General features: G+C 67.0%; 17 protein-coding genes and 1 pseudogene. 12 read left to right on the top strand and 6 right to left on the bottom strand.

The features are described from left to right. Positions 1–90: 90 nt before the first annotated feature. Positions 91–879: a VacJ family lipoprotein gene (locus tag GSQ87_RS00105; RefSeq protein ID WP_158912536.1), complete on the bottom strand. Its 789-nt coding sequence runs from the start codon at positions 877–879 to the stop codon at positions 91–93. A gap of 259 nt (positions 880–1,138) precedes the next feature. On the opposite strand from GSQ87_RS00105, the gene GSQ87_RS00100 reads away from it, so the two are divergent. From GSQ87_RS00100 to GSQ87_RS00090, 3 genes are all read left to right on the top strand, one after another. Continuing rightward, complete coding sequence (locus GSQ87_RS00100; protein WP_158912535.1) at positions 1,139–4,381, top strand: sialidase; 3,243 nt, start codon at positions 1,139–1,141, stop codon at positions 4,379–4,381. 258 nt (positions 4,382–4,639) lie between these two features. After that, a complete protein-coding gene (locus GSQ87_RS00095) occupies positions 4,640–5,101 on the top strand; it encodes a (2Fe-2S)-binding protein (protein WP_158912534.1) in 462 nt (153 codons plus the stop codon). Between the two features lie 5 nt (positions 5,102–5,106). Then, positions 5,107–7,284, top strand: coding sequence for a xanthine dehydrogenase family protein molybdopterin-binding subunit (locus GSQ87_RS00090; RefSeq protein WP_158912533.1), 2,178 nt, complete (start codon positions 5,107–5,109; stop codon positions 7,282–7,284). A 241-nt stretch (positions 7,285–7,525) separates the two neighbouring features. Here the strand turns inward: GSQ87_RS00090 and pth2 are convergent, their stop codons facing one another. Next, positions 7,526–7,900, bottom strand: coding sequence for an aminoacyl-tRNA hydrolase (gene pth2, locus GSQ87_RS00085; protein WP_158912532.1), 375 nt, complete (start codon positions 7,898–7,900; stop codon positions 7,526–7,528). Positions 7,901–8,345: 445 nt separating this feature from the next. Between pth2 and GSQ87_RS00080 the strand changes: the two genes are divergently transcribed. The 6 genes from GSQ87_RS00080 (at position 8,346) to GSQ87_RS00055 (ending at position 14,236) form a co-directional block, all read left to right on the top strand. Further along, positions 8,346–9,074: an energy transducer TonB gene (locus GSQ87_RS00080; RefSeq protein WP_158912531.1), complete on the top strand. Its 729-nt coding sequence runs from the start codon at positions 8,346–8,348 to the stop codon at positions 9,072–9,074. A gap of 191 nt (positions 9,075–9,265) precedes the next feature. Then, positions 9,266–10,660, top strand: a complete 1,395-nt coding sequence (locus GSQ87_RS00075) for an APC family permease (protein ID WP_158912530.1) — start codon at positions 9,266–9,268, stop codon at positions 10,658–10,660. A gap of 30 nt (positions 10,661–10,690) precedes the next feature. Then, positions 10,691–12,418 carry a hypothetical protein gene (locus GSQ87_RS00070; protein WP_216838852.1) on the top strand — a complete coding sequence of 576 codons (1,728 nt, stop codon included), beginning with the start codon at positions 10,691–10,693 and terminating at the stop codon, positions 12,416–12,418. A gap of 49 nt (positions 12,419–12,467) precedes the next feature. Continuing rightward, positions 12,468–12,782, top strand: a complete 315-nt coding sequence (locus tag GSQ87_RS00065) for a hypothetical protein (RefSeq protein WP_158912529.1) — start codon at positions 12,468–12,470, stop codon at positions 12,780–12,782. 141 nt (positions 12,783–12,923) lie between these two features. Beyond that, positions 12,924–13,628, top strand: coding sequence for an MgtC/SapB family protein (locus GSQ87_RS00060; RefSeq protein WP_158912528.1), 705 nt, complete (start codon positions 12,924–12,926; stop codon positions 13,626–13,628). A 47-nt stretch (positions 13,629–13,675) separates the two neighbouring features. Further along, a complete protein-coding gene (locus tag GSQ87_RS00055) occupies positions 13,676–14,236 on the top strand; it encodes a DUF924 family protein (protein ID WP_158912527.1) in 561 nt (186 codons plus the stop codon). A 12-nt stretch (positions 14,237–14,248) separates the two neighbouring features. Here GSQ87_RS00055 and GSQ87_RS00050 read toward each other — a convergent pair whose 3' ends face one another. Both GSQ87_RS00050 and GSQ87_RS00045 read right to left on the bottom strand, forming a co-directional pair. After that, positions 14,249–15,004: a prephenate dehydrogenase gene (locus GSQ87_RS00050; protein WP_158912526.1), complete on the bottom strand. Its 756-nt coding sequence runs from the start codon at positions 15,002–15,004 to the stop codon at positions 14,249–14,251. Between the two features lie 101 nt (positions 15,005–15,105). Next, positions 15,106–15,999 carry an SDR family oxidoreductase gene (locus tag GSQ87_RS00045; protein WP_158912525.1) on the bottom strand — a complete coding sequence of 298 codons (894 nt, stop codon included), beginning with the start codon at positions 15,997–15,999 and terminating at the stop codon, positions 15,106–15,108. A 107-nt stretch (positions 16,000–16,106) separates the two neighbouring features. Between GSQ87_RS00045 and GSQ87_RS00040 the strand changes: the two genes are divergently transcribed. After that, positions 16,107–16,514 (top strand): helix-turn-helix domain-containing protein, encoded by a 408-nt coding sequence (locus GSQ87_RS00040; RefSeq protein WP_158912524.1) that lies wholly within the window; start codon positions 16,107–16,109, stop codon positions 16,512–16,514. An 89-nt stretch (positions 16,515–16,603) separates the two neighbouring features. Next, positions 16,604–18,658 carry an amidohydrolase family protein gene (locus GSQ87_RS00035; RefSeq protein ID WP_158912523.1) on the top strand — a complete coding sequence of 685 codons (2,055 nt, stop codon included), beginning with the start codon at positions 16,604–16,606 and terminating at the stop codon, positions 18,656–18,658. Positions 18,659–18,724: 66 nt separating this feature from the next. On the opposite strand, the gene GSQ87_RS22600 is transcribed toward GSQ87_RS00035, so the two are convergent. Next, the gene (locus tag GSQ87_RS22600) at positions 18,725–18,964 is read right to left on the bottom strand and encodes a LysE family translocator (RefSeq protein WP_254062679.1); all 240 of its coding nucleotides are present in this window, start codon (positions 18,962–18,964) and stop codon (positions 18,725–18,727) included. A gap of 68 nt (positions 18,965–19,032) precedes the next feature. Further along, a pseudogene (locus GSQ87_RS23015) lies at positions 19,033–19,302 on the bottom strand (LysE family transporter); the annotation flags it as partial. A 283-nt stretch (positions 19,303–19,585) separates the two neighbouring features. Here GSQ87_RS23015 and GSQ87_RS00025 point away from each other — a divergent pair. Further along, positions 19,586–21,128 (top strand): M13 family metallopeptidase (locus GSQ87_RS00025; RefSeq protein WP_158912522.1); only part of this gene is annotated, 1,543 nt, incomplete at its 3' end.

Here is a 21,128-nt window from a genome sequence, read left to right as displayed (position 1 = left end):
ACAGGCGAAGCATCACCATTCCACACGATCTCCATTGCATAATCGGAGGCGCGCTGGAGGACGCATCCGACCTAAATCCCTCGCTATTCTTCAATGGTTTAGGGTCGGAGATTTCGGATCGGGAGCTGAGCTGTCGAAGTCCGGCAGCTGCCCGGGATCTATCTTGCCGCCGCTGATCTGGGCTTCCCGGTTCTGCAGATATAGCGATCGGATCGAGGCGTACACGTCGGTCGCCTGGGCCATGATCGCCTTGATTTCAGGATCCTCCGTGGCCCGCTCGTCGAGCGCGGTCTCCACGATACGAGATACGATGACAGGCGTGGATTGGGGGAAGCGCAGATAGGTGAACGGATCAATGCCGATGGTGATGGCGAAACCGGCGGCGTCCCGCACCGTGGCCGGCCCCAACACGGGCAGGAACAGGTATGGCCCCGATCTCACGCCATGGTGCGCCAGGGTGATCCCGAAGTCGTTGTCATGATGCTTCAGACCTGCCCCCTGGGCGACGTCGAACAACCCAGCGACCCCAACGGTGGAGTTCATGGCGAAGCGACCCACGGTTCTCACGGCCTTCTTGCCATGCCCTTGCAGCACGTCGTTGATCGCGACGGTCGGCTCGCCCATGTTCGAGAACGCATTGCGCAGTCCGGTCCGGATCGGGCGCGGCGTGACCCGCTTGTAGGTCATGGCCGCCGGGCGGATCACGATGAAATCGAGCGCCCCGTTGGCGTAGAAGACGACCCGGTTGACCTTCTCGAACCGGTCTGGCGCCGATGCTTCATCAAGCGCCGTCTTGGCGGCGGCCGGGCCGGCAGACAGGCCGATCGAGGCGAACCAGCATAAAAGAAACAACCTACGGACAGGGGGGATGGAGGCCATCTTGGTTTCCCATACGACGGCCCAAACGCGCCGACCTCGCGTCCGTTGCTCATCGCAAGCAGCATAGGCAAGGTTGGGCCGTCAGCGCTATATCGCCCCTGCACCCGAGCGTTCAATTGGGTGACATTGCATATGCCGCTAGGCCAACTGCCGATCGGTGCGGCAAGGCGTATCCTGACAATATTGCCGAACCTGTATCGACATATTCGATCCCGTATTTAGTATACGATGCGCCTGCGTAGGCCCGCGAGGAATTTGTATGCTGATCCGTCTGGTTCGTAGTGTCGCCGTGCTGCTGGCGCTGTCCTCGGCCGGGACGGCCATGGCGCAACGGTCCAGGCCGGACCCCGACACCTTCGGCTTTCACTTCGTCGGCCCGACCCAGGGCAACCGGGTGGCGGCGGTGGCGGGCGTGCCGGGCGACAAGACCACCTACTACGCCGGCGCCTCGTCCGGAGGTGTCTGGAAATCGGTGGACGGCGGCAACCGCTGGGACCCGATCTTCGACGACCAGTCGGTGGCCGCGATCGGCGCGCTGGCGGTGTCCCCGGTCGATCCCAAGGTGGTTTGGGCCGGCACCGGCGAGGCGTGGGCGATCCGTGACATGGATGTGATGGGCGACGGGGTCTATCACTCGACCGACGCCGGCAAGACCTGGGCGAATGTCGGCCTTAAGGGCACCGGCCGCATCGCCCACATGATCGCTAGCCCGACCGATCCCAACGATGTCTGGGTCTGCGCCGCCGGCCGGATGACCGGGCCGCAGCAAGAGCGCGGCGTCTTCCACACCACCGACGGCGGCAAGACCTGGACGCAATCGCTGTTCGTCGATCCCAACACCGGCTGTTCGGGCCTGACCATGGACCCGAAGGACCCCAACACCCTGATCGCCGCGACCTGGCAGGTGGTCATGCACACCTGGGGCGAGTTCAGCGGCGGCCCCGGCAGCGGGATATTCATCACCCACGACAGCGGCAAGACCTGGAAGCGCGTGGTCGACCACGGCCTGCCCACCTCGCCGCTCGGCAAGATCGACGTCGCCATCGCCCCCACCAACCCCAAGCGGGTCTACGCCCTGATCCAGACCGACACCCAGGGGTCGGTCTGGCGTTCCGACGACGGCGGCGAGAATTGGGCGCTGACCAGCCGAGACCGCACCCTGACCGGCCGCGCCGGCTACTACATCAAGCTGGCGGTGTCGCCCGGCGACGAGAACAAGGTGCTGGTCTCCAGCAGCAACTTCCACGTCTCCACCGACGGCGGCAAGACCTTCGAGATCACCCACTGGGGCGGGGACAACCACGACATCTGGATGGACCCCAAGGACCCCAACCACTTCGCCATCACCTATGACGGCGGGCTGGACATCACCACGGTGGGGGGCAAGGGCTGGCACAAGGTCGGCCTGCCGCTGGGCCAGATCTATCACGTCGCCGTCGACGACCAGATCCCCTACTATTTCTACGGCAACATGCAGGACAACAGCACCATGCGCGGACCGAGCGTCCCGTTCGGTTCGACCTCATGGGGCCTGGGCGACCACACCGGCTGGGAGCACGGCATGGGCGGCTGCGAGTCGGGCTACACCGTGCCCGACCCCAGCGACACCAACATCGTCTGGGCGACCTGCTACGGCAACGAGGTGACGCGCTGGGACGCCAAGACCCGGATGGCGCGTTCGGTCAGCCCCTGGCTGCACACCCTCAGTTCCGCGCCGGGCGACGCCAAGTACCGCTGCCACTGGACCTCGCCGCTGGCCATCGACCCGTTCGATCCCAAGACGGTCTACTACGGCTGTCAGGTGATCTTCCGCACGCAAGACGCCGGCCAGAGCTGGAAGATCATCAGCCCCGACCTGTCGACCAACGACCCGAGCCGCCTCGGCGGTTCGGGCGGCATCACCGGCGACAACCTCGGCCAGTTCTACGGCGAGGTGGTCTACGCCATCGCCCCGTCCAAGAAGCAGAAGGGCCTGATCTGGGCCGGCACCAACGACGGCAAGCTGTGGAACACGCTGGACGGCGGCGAGCACTGGACCGACCTCACCAAGAACATGACCGGCCTGCCCGCCTGGGGCACCATCGCCAGCATCGAGCCGTCGACCTTCGACGCCGGCACGGCCTATGTCGCCATCGACTTCCACATCAACGACGATCGCGACCCCTACATCTATCGCACCCGCGATTTCGGTAAGACCTGGACCCGGATCGACAGCGACCTGCCCAGGGGCGAACTCGCCTATGTCCGCAACGTCTCGGAGGACCCCAACGCCAAGGGCCTGCTGTTCGCCGGGACCGGCAATGCGCTCTACTATTCGCTGAACGACGGCGGCCATTGGGAGCGGCTGAAGCAGGGCTTGCCCCCTGCCCCGATCACCTGGACGGTGGTGCAGCAGCGCTTCCACGACCTGGCCGTCTCGACCTGGGGCCGCGGCTTCTACATCCTGTCCGACATCTCGCCGCTGGAACAGATGTCGGCCGACGCCATGGTCGGCAAGACCGAGCCGGCGGTGAGGCTGTTCACGCCGCGCCCGACCTACCGCCTGCCCCGCAACCAGGCGGCCTACGTCAACTTCGCGCTCAAGGCCGCGCCGCACGAGCCGATCCGCGTCGAGATTCTGGATGCGGACGGAACGGTGATCCGCACCCTGCATCGCAAGGCCAAGGCGGGATTGAACCGCGTCCAGTGGGACCTGCGCTACGAACCGCTGTCCACCCTGCAACTGCGCACCACGCCGCCCCAGGACCCCGATATCTGGAACGAGCCGCGCTTCAAGGACAGCCGCGCCTATCGCACCGTCACCCAATGGGGCATGGCGCCCCGCCAGAAGGGACCGCTGGTCCCTCCCGGCCATTACAGCGTGCGCCTGACCGTCGACGACCACAGCCAGACCGCGCCGATGGAGATCCTGCTCGATCCCAACAGCCCCGGCACCACCGCCGACCTGACCGCGATGCTGAAGTTCCAGCTTCGCGTGCGCGACGACGTCAAGCAGACATCGGACATGGTCAACCACATCGAGTGGATGCGCCGCCAGATCGAGGACATGCAGCCCAAGCTGGCCAAGAACGCCGGCATGAAGCGCGCGGCCGAGGAGATGGATCAGAAACTCCAAACGGTCGAATACGAACTGTTCAACAAGGACATGGCGCCGAGCGACGACAAATATTACGTCTCTGCCTACAAGGTCTACTTCAACCTCGAATGGCTCTACGCCGGGGTCAATGGCGGCGTGCTGGACATGGCCGGCGGGGCCGAGCAGCGCCCGACCGACACCATGCCGGCCATGCTGACCACAATCGAAGACGACCTGAAGAGCGCGACGGCTCACTACAAGACGCTGATGGCGAAGGATGTCGCAGCGTTCAACAGCACGCTCGCCAGTGGACGGCTGACGCCCCTGACCGCCAGACCGCCCGCCGTTCACAAGGACGACGACGACCAGGACGATGACGCCTCCACGGAGGCCGAGACGGACGATGACGATGGTGACGACGGCTAGCTGAAAGCGAGGCGCATCCCCTATGCCCACCTCCTCTCGGGTGGGCGTAGGTCCGCCGCTCACAGCAAGCGGCGGACTCTGTCGGGTGTTCGAGCGGGTTTAAAATCCGCTCGACGCCTCCCGCATCTATGGACGGCGAAGCCAGGCACGGTTAGCGTGCATTGGTCAATCTAGATGCCATGCAAGCTTCCGTTATGCAGCTTAGCCACTCAACGGAACGGCTTGCAAATAGAGCAATAAAAAACGTCGGGGGATTGCTTGATTACTCTGTTGGTCAACGGACAACGTCACGAGCTCGACGTCGAGCCGGAAGCGCCCCTGCTCTGGGTGTTGCGCGACGAGCTCGGCCTTACCGGGACCAAGTTCGGCTGCGGCATCGCCCAATGCGGCGCCTGCACCGTGCAGGTGGACGGCGTGGCCAAGCGCACCTGCATGCTTCCGGTCAGCAGCGTCGTCGGCCAGCAGATCACCACCATCGAAGGCTTGTCGCCCAACAGCCGCCATCCGGTCCAGCTCGCCTGGGCGGTCGAGGACGTGCCCCAGTGCGGCTACTGCCAGTCCGGGCAGATCATGGCCGCCGCCGCCTTCCTGAAGACCCATCCGCAGCCCACCGACCAGGATATCGACAAGGGCATGACCAACCTTTGCCGCTGCGGCACCTATCCCCGTATCCGCAAGGCCATCCACCGCGCCGCGGCGCTGACCTCCCAGAAGGCGTGACGGGCATGAACGCGCCAGCCAACCTCGCCCCCAGCCGCCGCACCCTGCTGTTCGCCGGCCTGTCCGCCGCCGGCGGCCTGACCATCGGCCTGCCGATCGCGGCCCAGGCCAGCGCACGCATCCACCTCTCGGACGGCCAGGACGTCCATCCGGAACTCACCGCCTGGCTGGTGATCGACCCCGACGACACCATCACCATCCGCATCCCGCACCAGGAGATGGGCCAGGGCACCTCGACCGCCCTGGCCATGCTGGTCGCGGAGGAATTGAACTGCGACTGGTCCAAGGTCCGCATCGAGTACGCCTCGGCCAACCGCAACCAGCGCGAGGGCGGCAAGCTTTACCGCTCGATGATGACTGCCGGCAGCTCCGGCGTGCGGACCTCGGTGCAGATGATGCAGCAGGCCGGCGCCAGCGCGCGGGAGCGCCTGCGCCTCGCCGCCGCCCAGCAGTGGAAGGTCGATCCGACCCAGTGCAGCGTCGACAAGGGCAGGTGCCTGCACCTGATCTCCAATCGCAGCCTGCGTTTTGGCGAGCTGGCTCCAGCTGCGGCCCTGATCAAGATGGACGTCGAACCGGACATCAAGACCACCGACCAATACACGCTGGTCGGAAAATGGACGCCCCGGCTCGACACCCTGCCCAAGGTGGACGGCTCGGCCCAGTTCGGTATCGACACCCAGGTTCCCGGCATGGTCTACGCCGCCGTGGTCTCCTGTCCCGAGTTCGGCGGCAAGCTGAAGGCGGTGGACGAGGCGCCGGTCAAGGGCCTTCGCGGCGTGATCGCGGTGGTCAAGCTGGACGACGCCGTCGCGGTGGTGGCCGATCGCTATTGGCGCGCCAAGGCCGCCCTCGACCTGCTGCAGCCCGAGTGGGCGCCCGGCGCGAACGCCACGGTGGACAGCGCCCGGCTCGACAAGGCCTATCGCGACGCGCTGGACGGTCCCATGGTCACGGCCAAGAGCCAGGGCGACGCCGCGACGGCGCTGGCCCAGCCCGGCGCCAAGGTGGTCGAGGCGCTCTACGAGGTCCCCTATCTCGCGCACGCGCCGATGGAGCCGCTGAACTGCACGGTGACGCTGGCGCCGGAGCGCGTGGACGTGTGGATCGGCACCCAATCGCCAATGGACGTGTTGAAGCTGGCCGCCAAGGAATCCGGCGTCGCGCCCGAGAACGTCTACGTCCACAACCAATTCCTCGGCGGCGGCTTCGGCCGACGCGGCAAGCACGACGAACTGGTGCACGCCATCGCCGTGGCCAAGGTGGTGAACAAGCCGGTCAAGCTGATCTGGCATCGCGAACAGGACATGCGCCGCGACCGCTTCCGTCCCCAGGCGGCGATCCGCTTCAAGGCGGTGCTGGGCGCGGACGGCAAGCCCACGGCGATGGACACGCGGGTGGCGGTCGGCTCGTTGCTACGCTCGCTCGGCCTCAACGATGTGCCCAGCGGGATCGAGCCGATGGCGGTCGAGGTGCTCGCCACCCACGCCTACAAGGTGCCGAACAACCAGGTCGGCGTGATGCTGAAGAACGCCCACATCCCGGTGATGTTCTGGCGCAGCGTCGGCGCCTCGCAGAACACCTTCTTCCTGGAATCGTTCATCGACGAGTTGGCGCACGCGGCGGGCCAGGACCCTTACCAATTCAGGCGTTCGCTGCTGTTGGATCGGCCAGACTACCTGGGCGTGCTCGACACCATCGCCAAGCACGGCAACTGGGGCGATCCCCTGCCCCCCGGTCGAGGTCGCGGCATCGCCATCGTCGAGACCTACGGCACGGTGACGGGCCAGGTGGCGGAGGTCACGGTCGGCGCGGATGGCAAGGTCACGGTCGACCGGGTCGTGGCGGCGGTCGACTGCTACCACGCGGTCAACCCCAACACGATCGCCCAGCAGATCGAAGGCGGCGTGGTCTATGGCCTGACGGCGGCGCTCTACGGCGAGATCCAGATCAAAGACGGCGCGCCGGTGCAGGCCAACTTCAACACCTACAAGCTGCTGAAGATGTCGGAGACACCGAAGATCGAGGTGCACATGTCGCTGTCCGGCGGCAAGAAGTGGGGCGGCATCGGGGAACCTTCGGTGGCGCCGATAGCTCCCGCCGTCTGCAACGCCATCTTCGCCGCCACCGGCAAGCGGGTGCGACGGCTTCCGCTGAAGAATATCGATCTGCGGAAGGCTTAGGTGCCCCATGCACCACGCGTGCAGGGCGGCCGAACAACCGAACTCAGGCGGGACGGCGGTGTGACGACACCAGAAGGCGGCTGGCGCGACGGTGCTCGTCGCCCCTTACCGTTCCGGCGACAGACACGCAGCGATGCTGACGTTCCCCGGCGGCTACATCGCCGAAGTGCACGATCAGCGGCCCTAGAAATCGCACCCCGATCCAGACACGGCCCCTAAAAGCCCATCGCTGGAGGAGGCTTCACCTCAACAACGGCAAAGCCCCGGTGATCAGGTCGACCCGGGACGCTTCATCCGGACCGACGCCCAGACACGTGATCGTCCCGGCCGAAACGACGGTGCGGCCGGCGTCCGCCACGAGCGCTGTGGACAGGCCCGCCGCCGCCGCTTCATCGGCCAACTTGCGCAAGGCTTCGGCCGAATCGCAGGCCAGCACGATCTTCGCCATCCCCGTCTCGAACCAGGTCCTCTGCAGTTGGGGCGTGGCCTTCAGGAACGCCAGGATGGCGGCGTGCGCGACCTGTGCGGCCAGTTTGCCGGTCGGAAGGTTCAGCGACCGATCGACGATGATGACCTGCTTGATACGGCCCTGGATCGGTCGATCGGCCCCGCTCATGAGGTGTGGATGCACATCGTGACGCCGCTTCGCGCGGAACAATCATGGACAGCCTCAAGCCGCTGATACGTCAGGCGCCTCATCCCCTACTGTCGGCCACCCCAGTCGCGTGGCCCTCCGCTCGGCTGCTGATACGCCAGTTTCGGATCGGCTTCGACCATCCCGTTCCGCCAAGACGGCTCTACTCCCCTCGCGCCCGATTCCGATGTCGCTCACCGAGTCGGCGCGGGGAGCCGGGATCGACAGGAAGCGGGAATAGGAAAAGTTAGCGCTACCTAAGAAGAGCGGCGCCAGATTTTACGTTCGCACTGATCCTTTATTGGGCAGGTCTATGCCTCGACCGGTAAAAACGTTTCGCCCGAAGGTTGCGCTCGCCCGATGATTTAAGCTTAGTCTGTGTCATGGCCCTGATTGGTTGGGGACCATATCAAGCGAGGAAGGCGATATGATCAATCAATACGCTGGAAATCCTCATCGGCGCTACGACCCGTTACTGGACGAACGCCGAAGCCGAAAGAAACTCAGCACCGGCGCGATGGTGGGCATCATCATCTCGGTGATCGTGCACGCAGGGCTGTTCTTCTATCTGTGGAAGGTGAACTTCCAGCCCCACTACGATCCGCCTCCCCCCGATCCGGGCGTGAGCCTGACGATGGCGCATCCGCTCTTGACGCCACCGCCTCCACCCCCGCCAACGATCGCGCGCACGTCGCCGTCCCTGGCCCCGCACCTCACGCCGACGCCGACGATCCCGACGACGCCCCTGCAGTTTGAGCCGACGCTCCAGCCACCGGATGAACCGTTGACGCCGCCGGTCACGCTCGACCCCACGCCGCCTCAGCCGCCGACGATGGCGCAACCCGCTCGCAACGCCGCGCCGCCGGTCATCACCAGTCCCGACTGGGTGCGTCAGCCCAACGGAGATGACCTGGCCCAATACTATCCAGACCGGGCCCAGCGACTGGAGAAGACCGGCAGCGCCTCGATCCAGTGTACGGTGACCACGAGCGGTTCACTGAGCGGATGCCGCGTGCTCTCCGAAACCCCCGTGGGCTTTGGTTTTGGCGAGGCGACCCTCAAGGTCGCGCGTCTGTTCAAGATGAGACCGGCCATGCAAGGAAGCCAAGCGGTGCAGGGGATCGTCACCATCCCGCTCGTCTGGCAGCTCAAATAGGCGGGCTTTCCAGAGCTTGATTCCGAACCGCTCCGGCCACGGCCGGGGCGGTTCTTGTTTTCCAGGACCACGACAGCGTAGACGACCCCGGAGGCGACGCGAGGTAGGGCACGTGGCGCCCCAGCAGCACCGCAATCGGTTGATGGCTCGTGACAACGCGCGGCCCGCCGGGGCGCCAGGACGGAGGGGCGATGAACGGCGAAGCGACGCGGAGCGTCGGGGGCGGCCACTTGGCCCGCACCATGGGCGGGGTTGGGGCGCTTCTGATCACCCTGTCCGGCCTGTCGCCCAGCATCGGCGTCTTCGTGGTCGGCTCCGACGTGCTGCACCAAGCGGGCGCGGCCACCTTCATCTGCTTCGTCGCGGCGGCCCTGCTCGGCGTGGCCATCGCCAACGTCTATGCCGAGCTCGCCGCGGCGTTCCCGGAAACCGGGGGCGAATACACCATCGTCGGCCGCGCGCTCGGGCCGGCCTGGGGCTTCGCGATGCTGGGGCTCAACCTGCTCACCTTCAGCATCGCCCCGGCCATGACCGCGCTGGGCGTCGCGACCTATCTGGACGCCGTGATCCCGGGGATGGCGCCCATACCGGTCGCCATCGCTCTGGTGGCGCTCTGCATGGGCCTCTCGGTCCTGAACGTGCGCCTGAACGCGGTGGTCACAGGCCTATTCCTCAGCCTGGAGCTCGCCTCCCTGGCGGTCGTGGCCTTCCTGGGTTTCACCCACGCGCATAGGGGCGCGGTCGCGCTCGTGACCCATCCCGTCATGCTCACGGGCGCGGGGCGGCTAGCGCCCGTCTCGCTGGCGGGCATAGGGATCGGCGTGGCCGCCGCCATCTACGCCTTCGACGGCTATGGCTCGGTGGTCTATCTCGGAGAGGAGATTCGAGATGCGCCGCGCCGCATGGCTGCGGTGGTGTTCTGGGCGCTGGGGCTGGCGGCGCTGTTCCAGCTCGCACCCATCCTGGCGGTCCTGGTCGGCGCGCCGGACCTGGCCTCGCTGATGCGCGCGCCATCGCCTCTGCTGGGCTTCATACGTGACGTCGGCGGTCCAGCGCTGGCCAAGGCGATGAGCCTCGGGATCGCGCTGGCGCTGTTCAACGCCATGATCGCTTCAGCACTGATGGGCGGGCGGCAGCTCTACAGCAGCGGCCGCGACCACGCGTGGCCGCGCCATCTGAGCCACGCGTTCGCGCGGCTTCACCCTCGCTTCAACTCGCCCTGGGTTGCGACGCTCGCGGTCGGCGTCACCTCCATCCTGTGGTGTCTGGTGAAGCTGGAGGTGCTGGTGATCCTGATCGGCGACGGCACAGCCGCCATCTATGTCTGCATGTGCCTCGCCGCGCTGCGCAGCCGTCGTTCGGGCGTCGCCGCCCATTCGCCCTATCGCATGCCGTGGTTTCCGGTCCTGCCCATCCTGGCGCTGACCGCCCTGGCCGGCGTCGGCCTGACCGACCTGCTGGATGCGGATGGACGCAAGGGCCTGCTGGCCTCCGCGGTCGTTGTCGTCCTGTCGGCGCTGTACTACCGCATCGTCGTACGTCCTCGCCGGATGTGGGCGCATCGGGGGCCGGGGGCGATCGACTGAGGCCTCGCTCTTCCATTCCGACGGAGTCACATGGTCAGCCTGACACGACGTGAAACCCTGGCCGCAGGCGCAGCCGCCGCGGCGACAGGCGGTGCAAGCGGCGACGGCCTACAGCCCCTGACCTCGCGCAGCGGCGTCTACACCCCAGCGCGCGGCAAGGCGGCGCTCCAATTCGGGTTCGACTTCCCGGAACCGTCCGCGCCGTTCGCCAGCCTGCTGTTCGGCTTCCGAGTCAACACCTTCGAGAACGCCTACGCCCTGGACGCCGCTCGCACCCGCCTGGAGTGGTCGGGCGACAGCCTGCGCATCGTCTGCGAGGGGTTGCTGGGCGACGGCGGCCAGACACCCGCGCCGGGCCGGCTGACAGCGGAGCTCCATCGCGACGCCGACGGCGCGGTCCAATGGAAGGTCCGCGCCAGCGCCGCCTTCGCGGTCAAGTCCATCACCACGGTGGTGCGGGGCCTGCCGCGCGGACAGCTGTCGATCGCAGCTGGCGAGTTCATCGATCACGGGGACGATGAACTGATCTTCGAATACCCGCAGCTGAAGGGCGCCATGTCCACGCCACTGGCGGCGCTACAGGGCGACGACGGCAGCGTCTGGGCGCTCTCCGCACGTCAGATCGCCGTCAGGCCCGCACGCTTCTTCTTCCAGCCGGGACCGGAAGGCTACAGGGTCGAGCTGATACACGAGCACGAGGGCTGGAACCGCAGCACCGATATCGAGACAGCGCTGTGGCGGGTCGGCAAGGAGCCCAGCTTCGACATCGCCGCCGCCAAACACTTCGCCCACGTCGAGAAATCTTACGCCATCCCGCATTGGGAAACCCGGCCCGACGCACCCGACTGGATGCGCCGCACGGGCCTAGTGCTCGCGCTGCACGGGGCGCACTGGACCGGCTACATCTTCAACGACTATGCGCGTCAGCGCGAAATCCTGCGCTGGACGGCGACCCAGGTCGATCCGGCCCGGGTCATGGTGTTCCTGCCCGCCTGGGACGGGCGCTATTACTGGAACTATCCCCGCTACCTGCCCGATCCCAGGATGGGCGGGGCGGACGGGTTCCGCCGGCTGATGGACGAGGGCCACAGGCTCGGTTTCCACCTCGTCCCGATGTTCGGCAGCAATTCGGCCAACCTAGCCCTGCCGGAACCCGCCCCCTATCGCGACGCCGGCGTGCGTCACATCGACGGCGACGCCTTCGACTTGAACTGGGTCGACTGGGACAACGATCGGCGCGGCGAGGGCTGGTCCCCGGTGATGAACCTGGCCGTGGACAGCTGGCGGTCGTGGCTGACGGAGAGGATTGCGTCGGTCCTGTCGGAATTCGGCGCCGACGGCTACTTCCTCGACATCGCCGGGCTGTGGGAGAACAACCTGCACGGCGACATGTTCGAAGGCCACCGCCGGCTGGTGGCCAACCTGGCTCTGCGCCACCCCGGCAAACCACCGATCGGCGAGATGCTCTACGACGCCCAGATGGCCTGCACGCCGATGAGCCAGGTGATGCGCTATCCGGCGTGGCCGGCGGGCTACGACGCCTATGTCCGCGGATACCAGCACCTCAGTCGCCCGGCGCCCGGGCGCGGCTCCACCGGCGTGCACGAGGCCGGATTCTCGCTGTACGATCAAGAGATCAAGGCCGACCAGCGCGCCATCCCCACCCTGACGGTGGTGGACGACACCTTCTCGACCCATCGCCAGGCCATGGCCGACTATATCGCCGGGGCCCGACGCTGGATGGATACGCATGGCTGACGCGGATCGCGCCTTGTCGTCCGCTCCGGAACGGCGATAGGCTCAAGTCATGAAACAGGCCATCAAGATCGCCGCCGCGGGACTTGTCGTCCTCACCCTGACCGCCTGCGTCGCGGGCTCGGGGGAATCCGCCCACGCCGCCTCCGGCGGCCTGCTGTCGGAGTTCGTGCTGGGCCTCTGGCACGGGATCATCGGGCCGATCACCCTGCTGGTCGAGATCATCAACCGCGTCCTGCCCCACCTGTTGCCGTGGAAGACCCACCTGTACGAAACCAGGGCGACGAGCGCCGCCTACGACCTGGGCTTCTACCTAGGGCTCGGCGGCGGCCCGACCATCTTCTGGCAGCGCTGGTCGCGGCGCTGAAGCTCCACCTCGTTCGCCGCGACCGGAGGATCAGCATGGGGGCTGGGCGGGTCGCACCAAGAGGTTTTCCCCGTCCGCGCCATTTAGTGTGAAGCTGACGATCCGTCCGTAGCCTGGGCGCAAATGGGCGAAAGCTCGCATATGATCTCAGACATCGACATCACCATCCGTCTCCTGCTGGCCGCTGTGCTCGGCAGCATCATCGGCTTCGAGCGCGAGCGGCTGCTTTGGGCGGCAGGCATCCGTACGCACATGCTGGTGAGCGTCGGCGCCTGCCTGTTGATGATCGTTTCGGCCTACGGCTTCCAGCACGCCCTGCTGATGCCACGCGTGGTGTTGGACCCGTCCCGTATCGCCGCCCAGGTCGTCTCCGGTATCGGGTTCCTGGGGGCGGGCGCGATCCTGATGCGCGGCCAAATCGTCCGAGGCCTGACGACGGCGGCGAGCATATGGGCGGTGGCGGCGATCGGGCTGGCGGCGGGGGGCGGCCTGTTCTTCGCGGCGACGATCTCGACGGCGATCATCATCGCCATCCTGGCCGGGGTCAAACCGCTGGAAGAAGCCTATCGGGCCAGGGTGCAGACGTGTCGGTTGGAGGTGTCGGCTGACCGCGACGTCTTGGAGGAACAGGGGGTCGCCAAGGCGATCGGCGTACGCGCCAACCAGGTGAAGCGCATGATCATCCGCGACGCGGAAGGAGGCGACACGCAGCAGATCGTCATCCAGCTTTCCCGGGTCTCTTCCAACGACATCCGACTGGCGACGCTACGCCTGCGCCGCGAACCAGGCGTGCACGACGTCAAGGTCACCGCCAAAAGACGTCGCGCGGACGTTCAGACCGAATAGAAGCCGTTTCGAATCCACCAAACTCAATAAGGCTGTCGAAGGCCAATATGCCCCTCCCCATCACACCGGACGCGGTGATCAGCTTCTGGTGCGACGCCGGGCCGAAAGCCTGGTTCCGCCGCGACGCCGAGTTCGATCAGGCCATCCGCTCGCGTTTCGAAACCGCGCATCTGGAAGCGTCTCGAGCCGGCTTCGAAGCCTGGCGGGAAACCGGGGAAGGCGCGCTCGCCCTGTTGCTGTTGCTCGACCAGTTTCCCCGCAACCTCTACCGGGGATCGGCCCACGCCTTCGCCACCGACCCGATGGCCCGCGACGTCGCCGAACAGGCTCTCGTCGAGGGGTTCGACCTGGCCAGTCCCCCTGCCCTGCAGCCGTTCTTCTACCTTCCCTTCGAGCACCATGAAGACCCGGTCTCCCAGGCCCGGTCGGTCGAGCTGTTCAGCGGGTACGCGGAACGGACGGGCGAGACAGACTATCTGCGTTTCGCCAGGTTTCACGCCGAGCTCATCGCCCGCTTCGGCCGCTTCCCTCATCGCAATCGCCTGCTGGCGCGCGTCTCGACCGCCGAGGAGCTCGACTACCTCGCCAACGGCGGCTTCCAGGGCTAGCGGCGAGGACGACTACGCCTCGCCCTTCTCCAGAGACGCGTGCAGTTGCTCGGCCAGTCCGAAGAACCGTTCGCGGACGGCCTCGGCATAGGGGTTGGCCTGCTCGATCGCCAGGAAGACCGAGGGCGGATCGTGGCGCACCATGTCCACCGCGCGCATCAGCATGTCGAAGCTGGCGGTGGTCATGCGGGTCGGCAGAGGCTCCATCTGGACCAGCACCTTGGCGATCAGGTGGGTGAGGCCCTGCACGACGGCCGCTTCCTGATCGTGGGCCTCAGGCGTGGTGACGATCACGCGCAGCTTCAGCCGCTTGCGAAGGAAGGCCGCCACACGCGGGGTTTGGCCGCCGCGAATAGGGCAGACCGCGATCTTCAGGCCCTCCACGCCATTGCGCGCGCTCTGAGGACCGAACAGCGGATGCGTCCCCACGATATCCACGTGTTCAGGCAACTGCTCGCGCAGAATGCGGGCCGGGCGCGACTTCACGGAGCCGACGTCCAGCACCAGGGCGCCGGACCTCATATACGGCCCCGCCTGGGCGATGGCGGCGGCGAGCTGATCCACCGGCACCGCCAGCACCACGATGTCGCAAGCAGCGGTCGAGGCGAGATCGGCGATCTCCACGCCTTCGACCGTATCCCCCGCGACAAGCGACGGGTCGAAGGCGCGCATAGGGAACCAGGGGCGCAGGTGGCGGGCCATCAGTCGCCCGAAAGCGCCGAAACCGATCAAGCCAATCGTTGGCGGGGTGTCTTGGTCGAGGGCCATTTCGGCAACCTCCCGATCCGCCGGTGCGATGGCAAGCGGGAATTCAGGCCGCGCTCACGTGCCGCTCGTCTGGCCAGACCACCGCCGCCCCTGCGTCCGGGCTACCGGCCAAGCGCCCGCAAGGTTTCCGCGATGCTCGACGCCAGCGGAGTCGTCGGGCGACCCAGCAAGGCGCCGAGCTGGCGGCCTTCGTCGAACAACGCCCCTTCGGCCGCTCCGGCGTCGCTGTCGGCGAGCAGCGCCGCGACATCGGCCGGCAAGCCCGCGCCCACGAGCGCCGACCGGTATTCGGCCATCGGCAAGTCGACATAGGGGACCGTTTCCGCAGACTGGTGCGACAGTTCTTGGGCCAGCTCCGAGAGGGTGTAGGCCGTATCGCCCGCCAGTTCGAACACCCGACCGGCCAGGTCGTCGTTCGAACGCACCACAGCCGCAGCCGCAGCGGCGTAGTCGGCGCGCGAGGCCGAAGAGATCCGGCCGTCCCGAGCCGAGCCGACGAAGGCGTGGTGCGCGAGGGCTGGGGCGACCGAGGCCATGTAGTTCTCGGTGTACCAGCCGTTGCGGAGCAGCGCGTACGGCAGGCCGGAGGCGGCCAGCATCGCTTCGGTCGCCCTGTGGTCGGCGGCGAGACCCAAAGGCGAGACGTCGGCATGCAGGAGGCTGGTATAGGCCACGAAGCCCACCCGCGCCTGGACGGCGGCGTCGATCAGGGCGCGGTGCTGGGTCGGCCTGCGATCCAGCGAATTGGAAGAGATGAACAATAGACGCTCCACACCCGCGAAGGCGGTCGCGAGCGTCTCGGGTCGATCATAGTCGGCCACACGGACCTGGACGCCCTTGGCCGCGAGCTTACGCGCGCGATCATCGTCGGCGACACGGACCCCCACGGCGATCTCCCCAGACGCGACGGTCGCCAGCAGTTGATCGAGGACGAGAGCGCCCAACTCCCCGGTTGCGCCGGTGATGAAGATACGGGGCTGGCTAGACGTCGACATGACAGTTATCCTTCTCGGTCTCAAAACGAGACCATCCCTCATTTACGCGCTCTTCAGATCCTGCGTAAGGAGGCAGGTTTTCCAGACCAGGTAACCGGGAAGTGCCCATGACCGATCCGTCCCCTCTCGCGACCTCGTTCGAGTCCTGGCGCGCGGCCGGTTTCGACGCGGCGGCCTGCCCCATCCGCAACGTGCTTGATCGGGTCGGAGAGAAGTGGACCCTGCTGGCCCTCACCGCGCTTGCACCCGATGCGCGGCGCTTCAGCGAGATGCACCGCGCCATCCCCGATATCTCCAAGCGCATGCTGACCCAGACGCTCCGCGAACTCGAACGCGATGGCCTGGTGGAGCGACGCGTCTTCCCGACCAGCCCGCCCAAGGTGGAGTACAGCCTGAGCCCTCTTGGCCGTTCGGTCCTGGGTCCCCTGGCCGGTCTGGTGGACTGGGCGGAGCACAACTTCTCCGCAATCCGTGCATCCAGGGCGGCCTACGACACACGACCGCCCCAGCTATAGCCGCGAGCCGCCGTCGCTGCTGGTGTGCGCTCATGGGCGCCCCTAGGGTGAACGGGTTCGTGCGAATCTCACACAAGGGCTCCAAAGCCATGCGGCGCATCGTTTTCGCGGCCCTGATCTGCATTCTTCCAGCGCTCAAAACCCCCTGCCTCGCCAAGGGCGTGGGCGCCGCGCCGCAAGAGCACGGCGTGTACCGGACCTATCTCCTGCTGCACGAGGTCGGCTCGGAGACCTATGCGGTGAGCCCATCGGGAGCAGGCGCATCGGTGATGACCATCGCCTCTACCCTGTCGGATCGTGGGAGCACGCGCGCCGGGAACACCACTCTGACAATGGGGCCGGGGTTCGCTCCCACCGCGCTGGAATTCAGACGAGACGGCGCGCCCGCTGGCGAGACATGGTCGACCCGAGTCGGCGCGACCTCGGCGACGATTCAAGAGGTAGCCGCCACCCGCACCATGCCCAGGCCGGCGACGGCCTATGTCGGCTTCCCCACCATGCCGGCCGCCCTGCAGATGATGATGATGCGCTACTGGAAGCTGCATCACGAGCCGGCCAGCCTGCCCATCCTGCGCGCCAGCGAAAAGGCGCTTCCGCTGGAGATCCGGCGCGTCGGCGAGGACGCCATCACGCTCCCCGGACGTTCACGCGCCCAGGTCCGGCTGACCCGCTACACGGTCGCCAACCTGATGTTCGGACGCGAGATCGTGTGGATGGATACGCAGGGCCGTCTCGCCGCGTTGATGACGTTCGCCGGCGGCCTGCCACAGGAGCAGATCCTGGAAGCCTATCGGCCGGCGTTCGAGCAACTGGTCCGCAGCGGGGTGCGCCAGGAGATGTCGGACCTCGACGCGCTCGACCAGCAGGTGCGGCCGGAAGCGACGGGCGCGTTCGCCATCGTCGGCGCACGGCTGATCGACGGCACGGGCGCCGCGCCGATCGAGGATTCCGTCGTCGTGGTGCGCGACGGCAGGATAACCGCGGCCGGCGTCAAGGGATCGGTCAAGCTGCCGCCCGGCCTCAAGATCATCCATGCGGACGGTCAATCGCTGCTGCCCGGCCTGTGGGAGATGCACTCGCACTATTCCGGCGTGGAGTTCGGCCCCGCGCTGATGGCCGCCGGCGTGACCACGGCGCGTGACTGCGGCGGCGAGTTCGGCTTCCTGACCACGGTGCGCGGCAAGATCGCCAGGGAGAATGCACTCGGCCCGCGGCTGCTGTTGGCCGGACTGATCGATAGCGGCGGCCCGCTCGGCTTCGGTGCGGTCGACGCCGAGACGCCCGCACAGGGCGTCGCCGCCGTGGACCGTTACGCGGACGCGCATTTCGACCAGATCAAGGTCTACACCCAGATCAAACCGGATGTGCTCAGGGCGATCAGCGCCGAGGCGCATCGGCGGGGCATGACCGTCACCGGCCACGTGCCGGCGGCGATGGACGCGTTCGAAGGCGTCGCGGACGGTATGGACCAGATCAACCATCTGCAGTTCGTCACCCGCGCCATGCTGCCCCCCGAAAACAAGGGCGAGCGCGGCGGCGAGGTCGACCTCGCCTCCGACCGGGCCAAGAGTTTGATAGCGCTCCTGAAGGCGCGGCAAATCGTGGTGGACCCGACCGAAGGCTGGGGCGAGATGGCGGGCCATCCTAAGACCGTGCATGCGGCCTCGTTCGAACCCGGCCTGGACGCGGCCCCGTTCACCCTGTCGTCCAAGTTCGAGGCGCTTGGCGGCCCCATCGAGGAGGCCCGTTTCCACGAACGCATGCAGGCCAATGGCAAGGTGATCGATGCGCTCTACGAGGCCGGCGTCCCGATCGTGGCGGGCAGCGACACCGGACTGATCGGCTACGGGATCGACCGCGAACTGGAGCTCTATGTCCAGGCCGGACTGCCGCCGATCGCGGCCATCCAGACCGCCACTCTTGGCGCCGCACGGGCGATGAAGCTCGACCGTGAATCAGGCTCGGTCGAGGTCGGCAAGCGAGCCGATCTCGTGCTGGTCGAGGGCGACCCATTGACCGACATCAGCGATCTGCGGCGCGTGGTGAAGGTGGTGCGCAACGGCCAACTCTACGACAGCCGAGCCTTGGGGCGCAGCGTCGGCTTCAACCGAACCGTCTCCGTGGTGAAAGTCGCGAACAGATAGGATCGCCTGACGCCGCCGAGGATAGGGGCCTACCCCAGGAGATTCACGCCCCGGGGGTGAGATCGATCAGCGCTTGGCCGCCGCCGTGGCCAGGCCCGCGACCACAAGCACGCCTCCACTGGCCCGCTTGGACCAAAGTGACGCCCCGGGGCGTCTGAGCAGGCCGGATGCGCGGGAAGCGGCGAGCGCATACGCCGTGTCCGTCGTCGCGACCACCGCACAGAAGGTGAAGCCCAGCAGCGTCGCCTGAATCGGATAGCTGAGATGCGGACTGATGAACTGAGGGACGAAAGCCACGAAGAACACGATCGTCTTAGGATGAAATGTCCCACAGCCACGTTGCCAAAGAACGCCGTGCGCGGAGCGACCGCCCTTTCCGCTGCTGCGGAGCTGTCCAGGCGCTTGCTCGCCTTCAAGAGCGTCAGAAGGCCAAGGCCAACAAGATAGAGAGCGCCGGCCCATTTCAGGATCGAGAACGCGAGCGCCGAAGCCGCGAGCAGCGTGCCCACGCCCGCTAGCGAGAGCGTGATCGCGACCGCGTTCCCCACCACCATGCCGCCGACCGAGGCGAGCGCGGTGCGTCGCCCCGACCCGAGGGCGTAGCCGACGATGCTCGTCACGCCCGGCCCAGGAATTACCCCCATCAGAGCCGACGCCGCCACGAAGGCGAACCAAACATGCCAAGTCAAAAGCAGCCTCTTTTTGCACCAAAAGGAGCCGGAGGATGTAATCGCCCCTATCCAAAGGCAAGCGTCGAACTGAACCCGACGCGATGTGCTGCGAGGCGGCGGCGCACCCGCCCCTTGCGCCCAGGGGCGAAGGGTGGGGAAAAGCCGCGCGGGCGAACTTCACCGACTTGCGGCGACGCTTGGATTTGCTACGCCAAGGTTGCACTCGAGATGGGTGTCGAGGTCTCGAGGGTCGCCTGTGTCCAAGCCAGCTTCCGCCCATACCCGCTTCCTGCGCCGGGTCCTTCCCCTGACCGCTGCAGGCGCCGCGGCCTTGGCGGTCGGCGTGGTGTCGAGCCAGACCCTGGCGGCGGGTTCGCCCGACGAAACCGCGAACACCGCACTGGCCACGCCGCACTACGGAAGCTGGGGCTTCGACGCCGGCGGCCAGGACCGGGCCGTCAAGCCGGGCGACGACTTCTTCCGCTACGCCAACGGCGGTTTCGTGGACCGGACCGCGATCCCTGCCGACCGCACCCGCGTCGGCGCCTTCGACGCCCTGAGCGTGCTGTCGGAAAGCCGTGTCCACGCCATCCTGGAACAGGCCGCCGCCTCCGGCGCCTCGCCCGAAACCCCGCAGGGCAAGATCGGCGCCTTCTACCGCGCCTACATGGACGCCGCGCGCGTGGACGCCCTTGGCGCCATCCCCCTGGAGCATGACCTGGAAAAGGTGAAGGCGGCCAAGACGCAGGGGGACATCGCCGAACTGATGGGCGACCACGCGCTGTTCTCCGCCTCCATCGGCCTGTTCTCCGCCAACGTGTCGCCCGACGCCAAGGACCCCAGCCTCTACGTCCTGAACATGGGCACGGGCGGCCTCGGCCTGCCGGACAAGGACTACTACCTGAAGCCGTCGTTCGCCGCGAAGAAGGCCGCCTACCAGGCCTATGTCGCCCGGATGCTGACGCTGGCCCACTGGCCGTCGCCCGAGGCGCGGGCCGCCGACATTGTGGCGTTCGAAACCCGCCTGGCCGAGGCGAGCTGGGAGCGCGCCGAACGCCGCGACCGGGACAAGACCTACAACCCCATCGGCCTGGCCGAACTGACGGCCTACGCCCCGGGCTTCGACTTCCACCGTTTCCTGGCCGCGTCGGAAATCGGACAGGCGCAGCGCGCGATCCTCTCGGACAACACCGCCTTCCCGAAGAAGGCCGCCGTATTCGCCCAGACGCCGGTCCCTGTGCTGCAGGCGTGGCTGGCCTTCAACATGGCCGATGAGGCGGCGCCCTACCTGTCGCAACCCTTCAGCGACGCGCGCTTCGACTTCCGCAACAAGACCCTGGCGGGTCAGCCCGAACAGCCGGTGCGCTGGAAGCGGGCGGTCACGGCGACCAACACCGCCATGGGCGAGGCCGTCGGCCAGCTCTACGTGGCCCAGTACTTCACCCCCGAGGCGAAGGCCCAGATGCTGGCCCTGGTCAACAACCTGAAGGGGGCCTTCTCCGCGCGAATCCAGAAGCTCGACTGGATGACCCCGGCCACCAAGCAGCAGGCGCTGGACAAGCTCGCCCACTTCACCGTCAAGATCGCCTATCCCGACGCCTGGCGCGACTACTCCAAGCTCGCCATCACGCCCGACGATCTCTACGGCGACGCCAAGCGGGCCCAGGCCTTCGAGTGGACCCGCCGCGCCCGCAGGCTGGGCGGCCCGGTGGATCGCACCGAGTGGGGCATGACGCCCCAGACCGTGAACGCCTACTACAACTCGACCATGAACGAGATCGTGTTCCCGGCCGCCATCC

This window comes from Caulobacter sp. S45, from assembly GCF_009765965.1.
Taxonomy (GTDB): domain Bacteria; phylum Pseudomonadota; class Alphaproteobacteria; order Caulobacterales; family Caulobacteraceae; genus CAHJWH01.
Note: the sequence above shows the minus strand (reverse complement) of the source record. Positions and strands in the feature narration are given on the sequence as shown.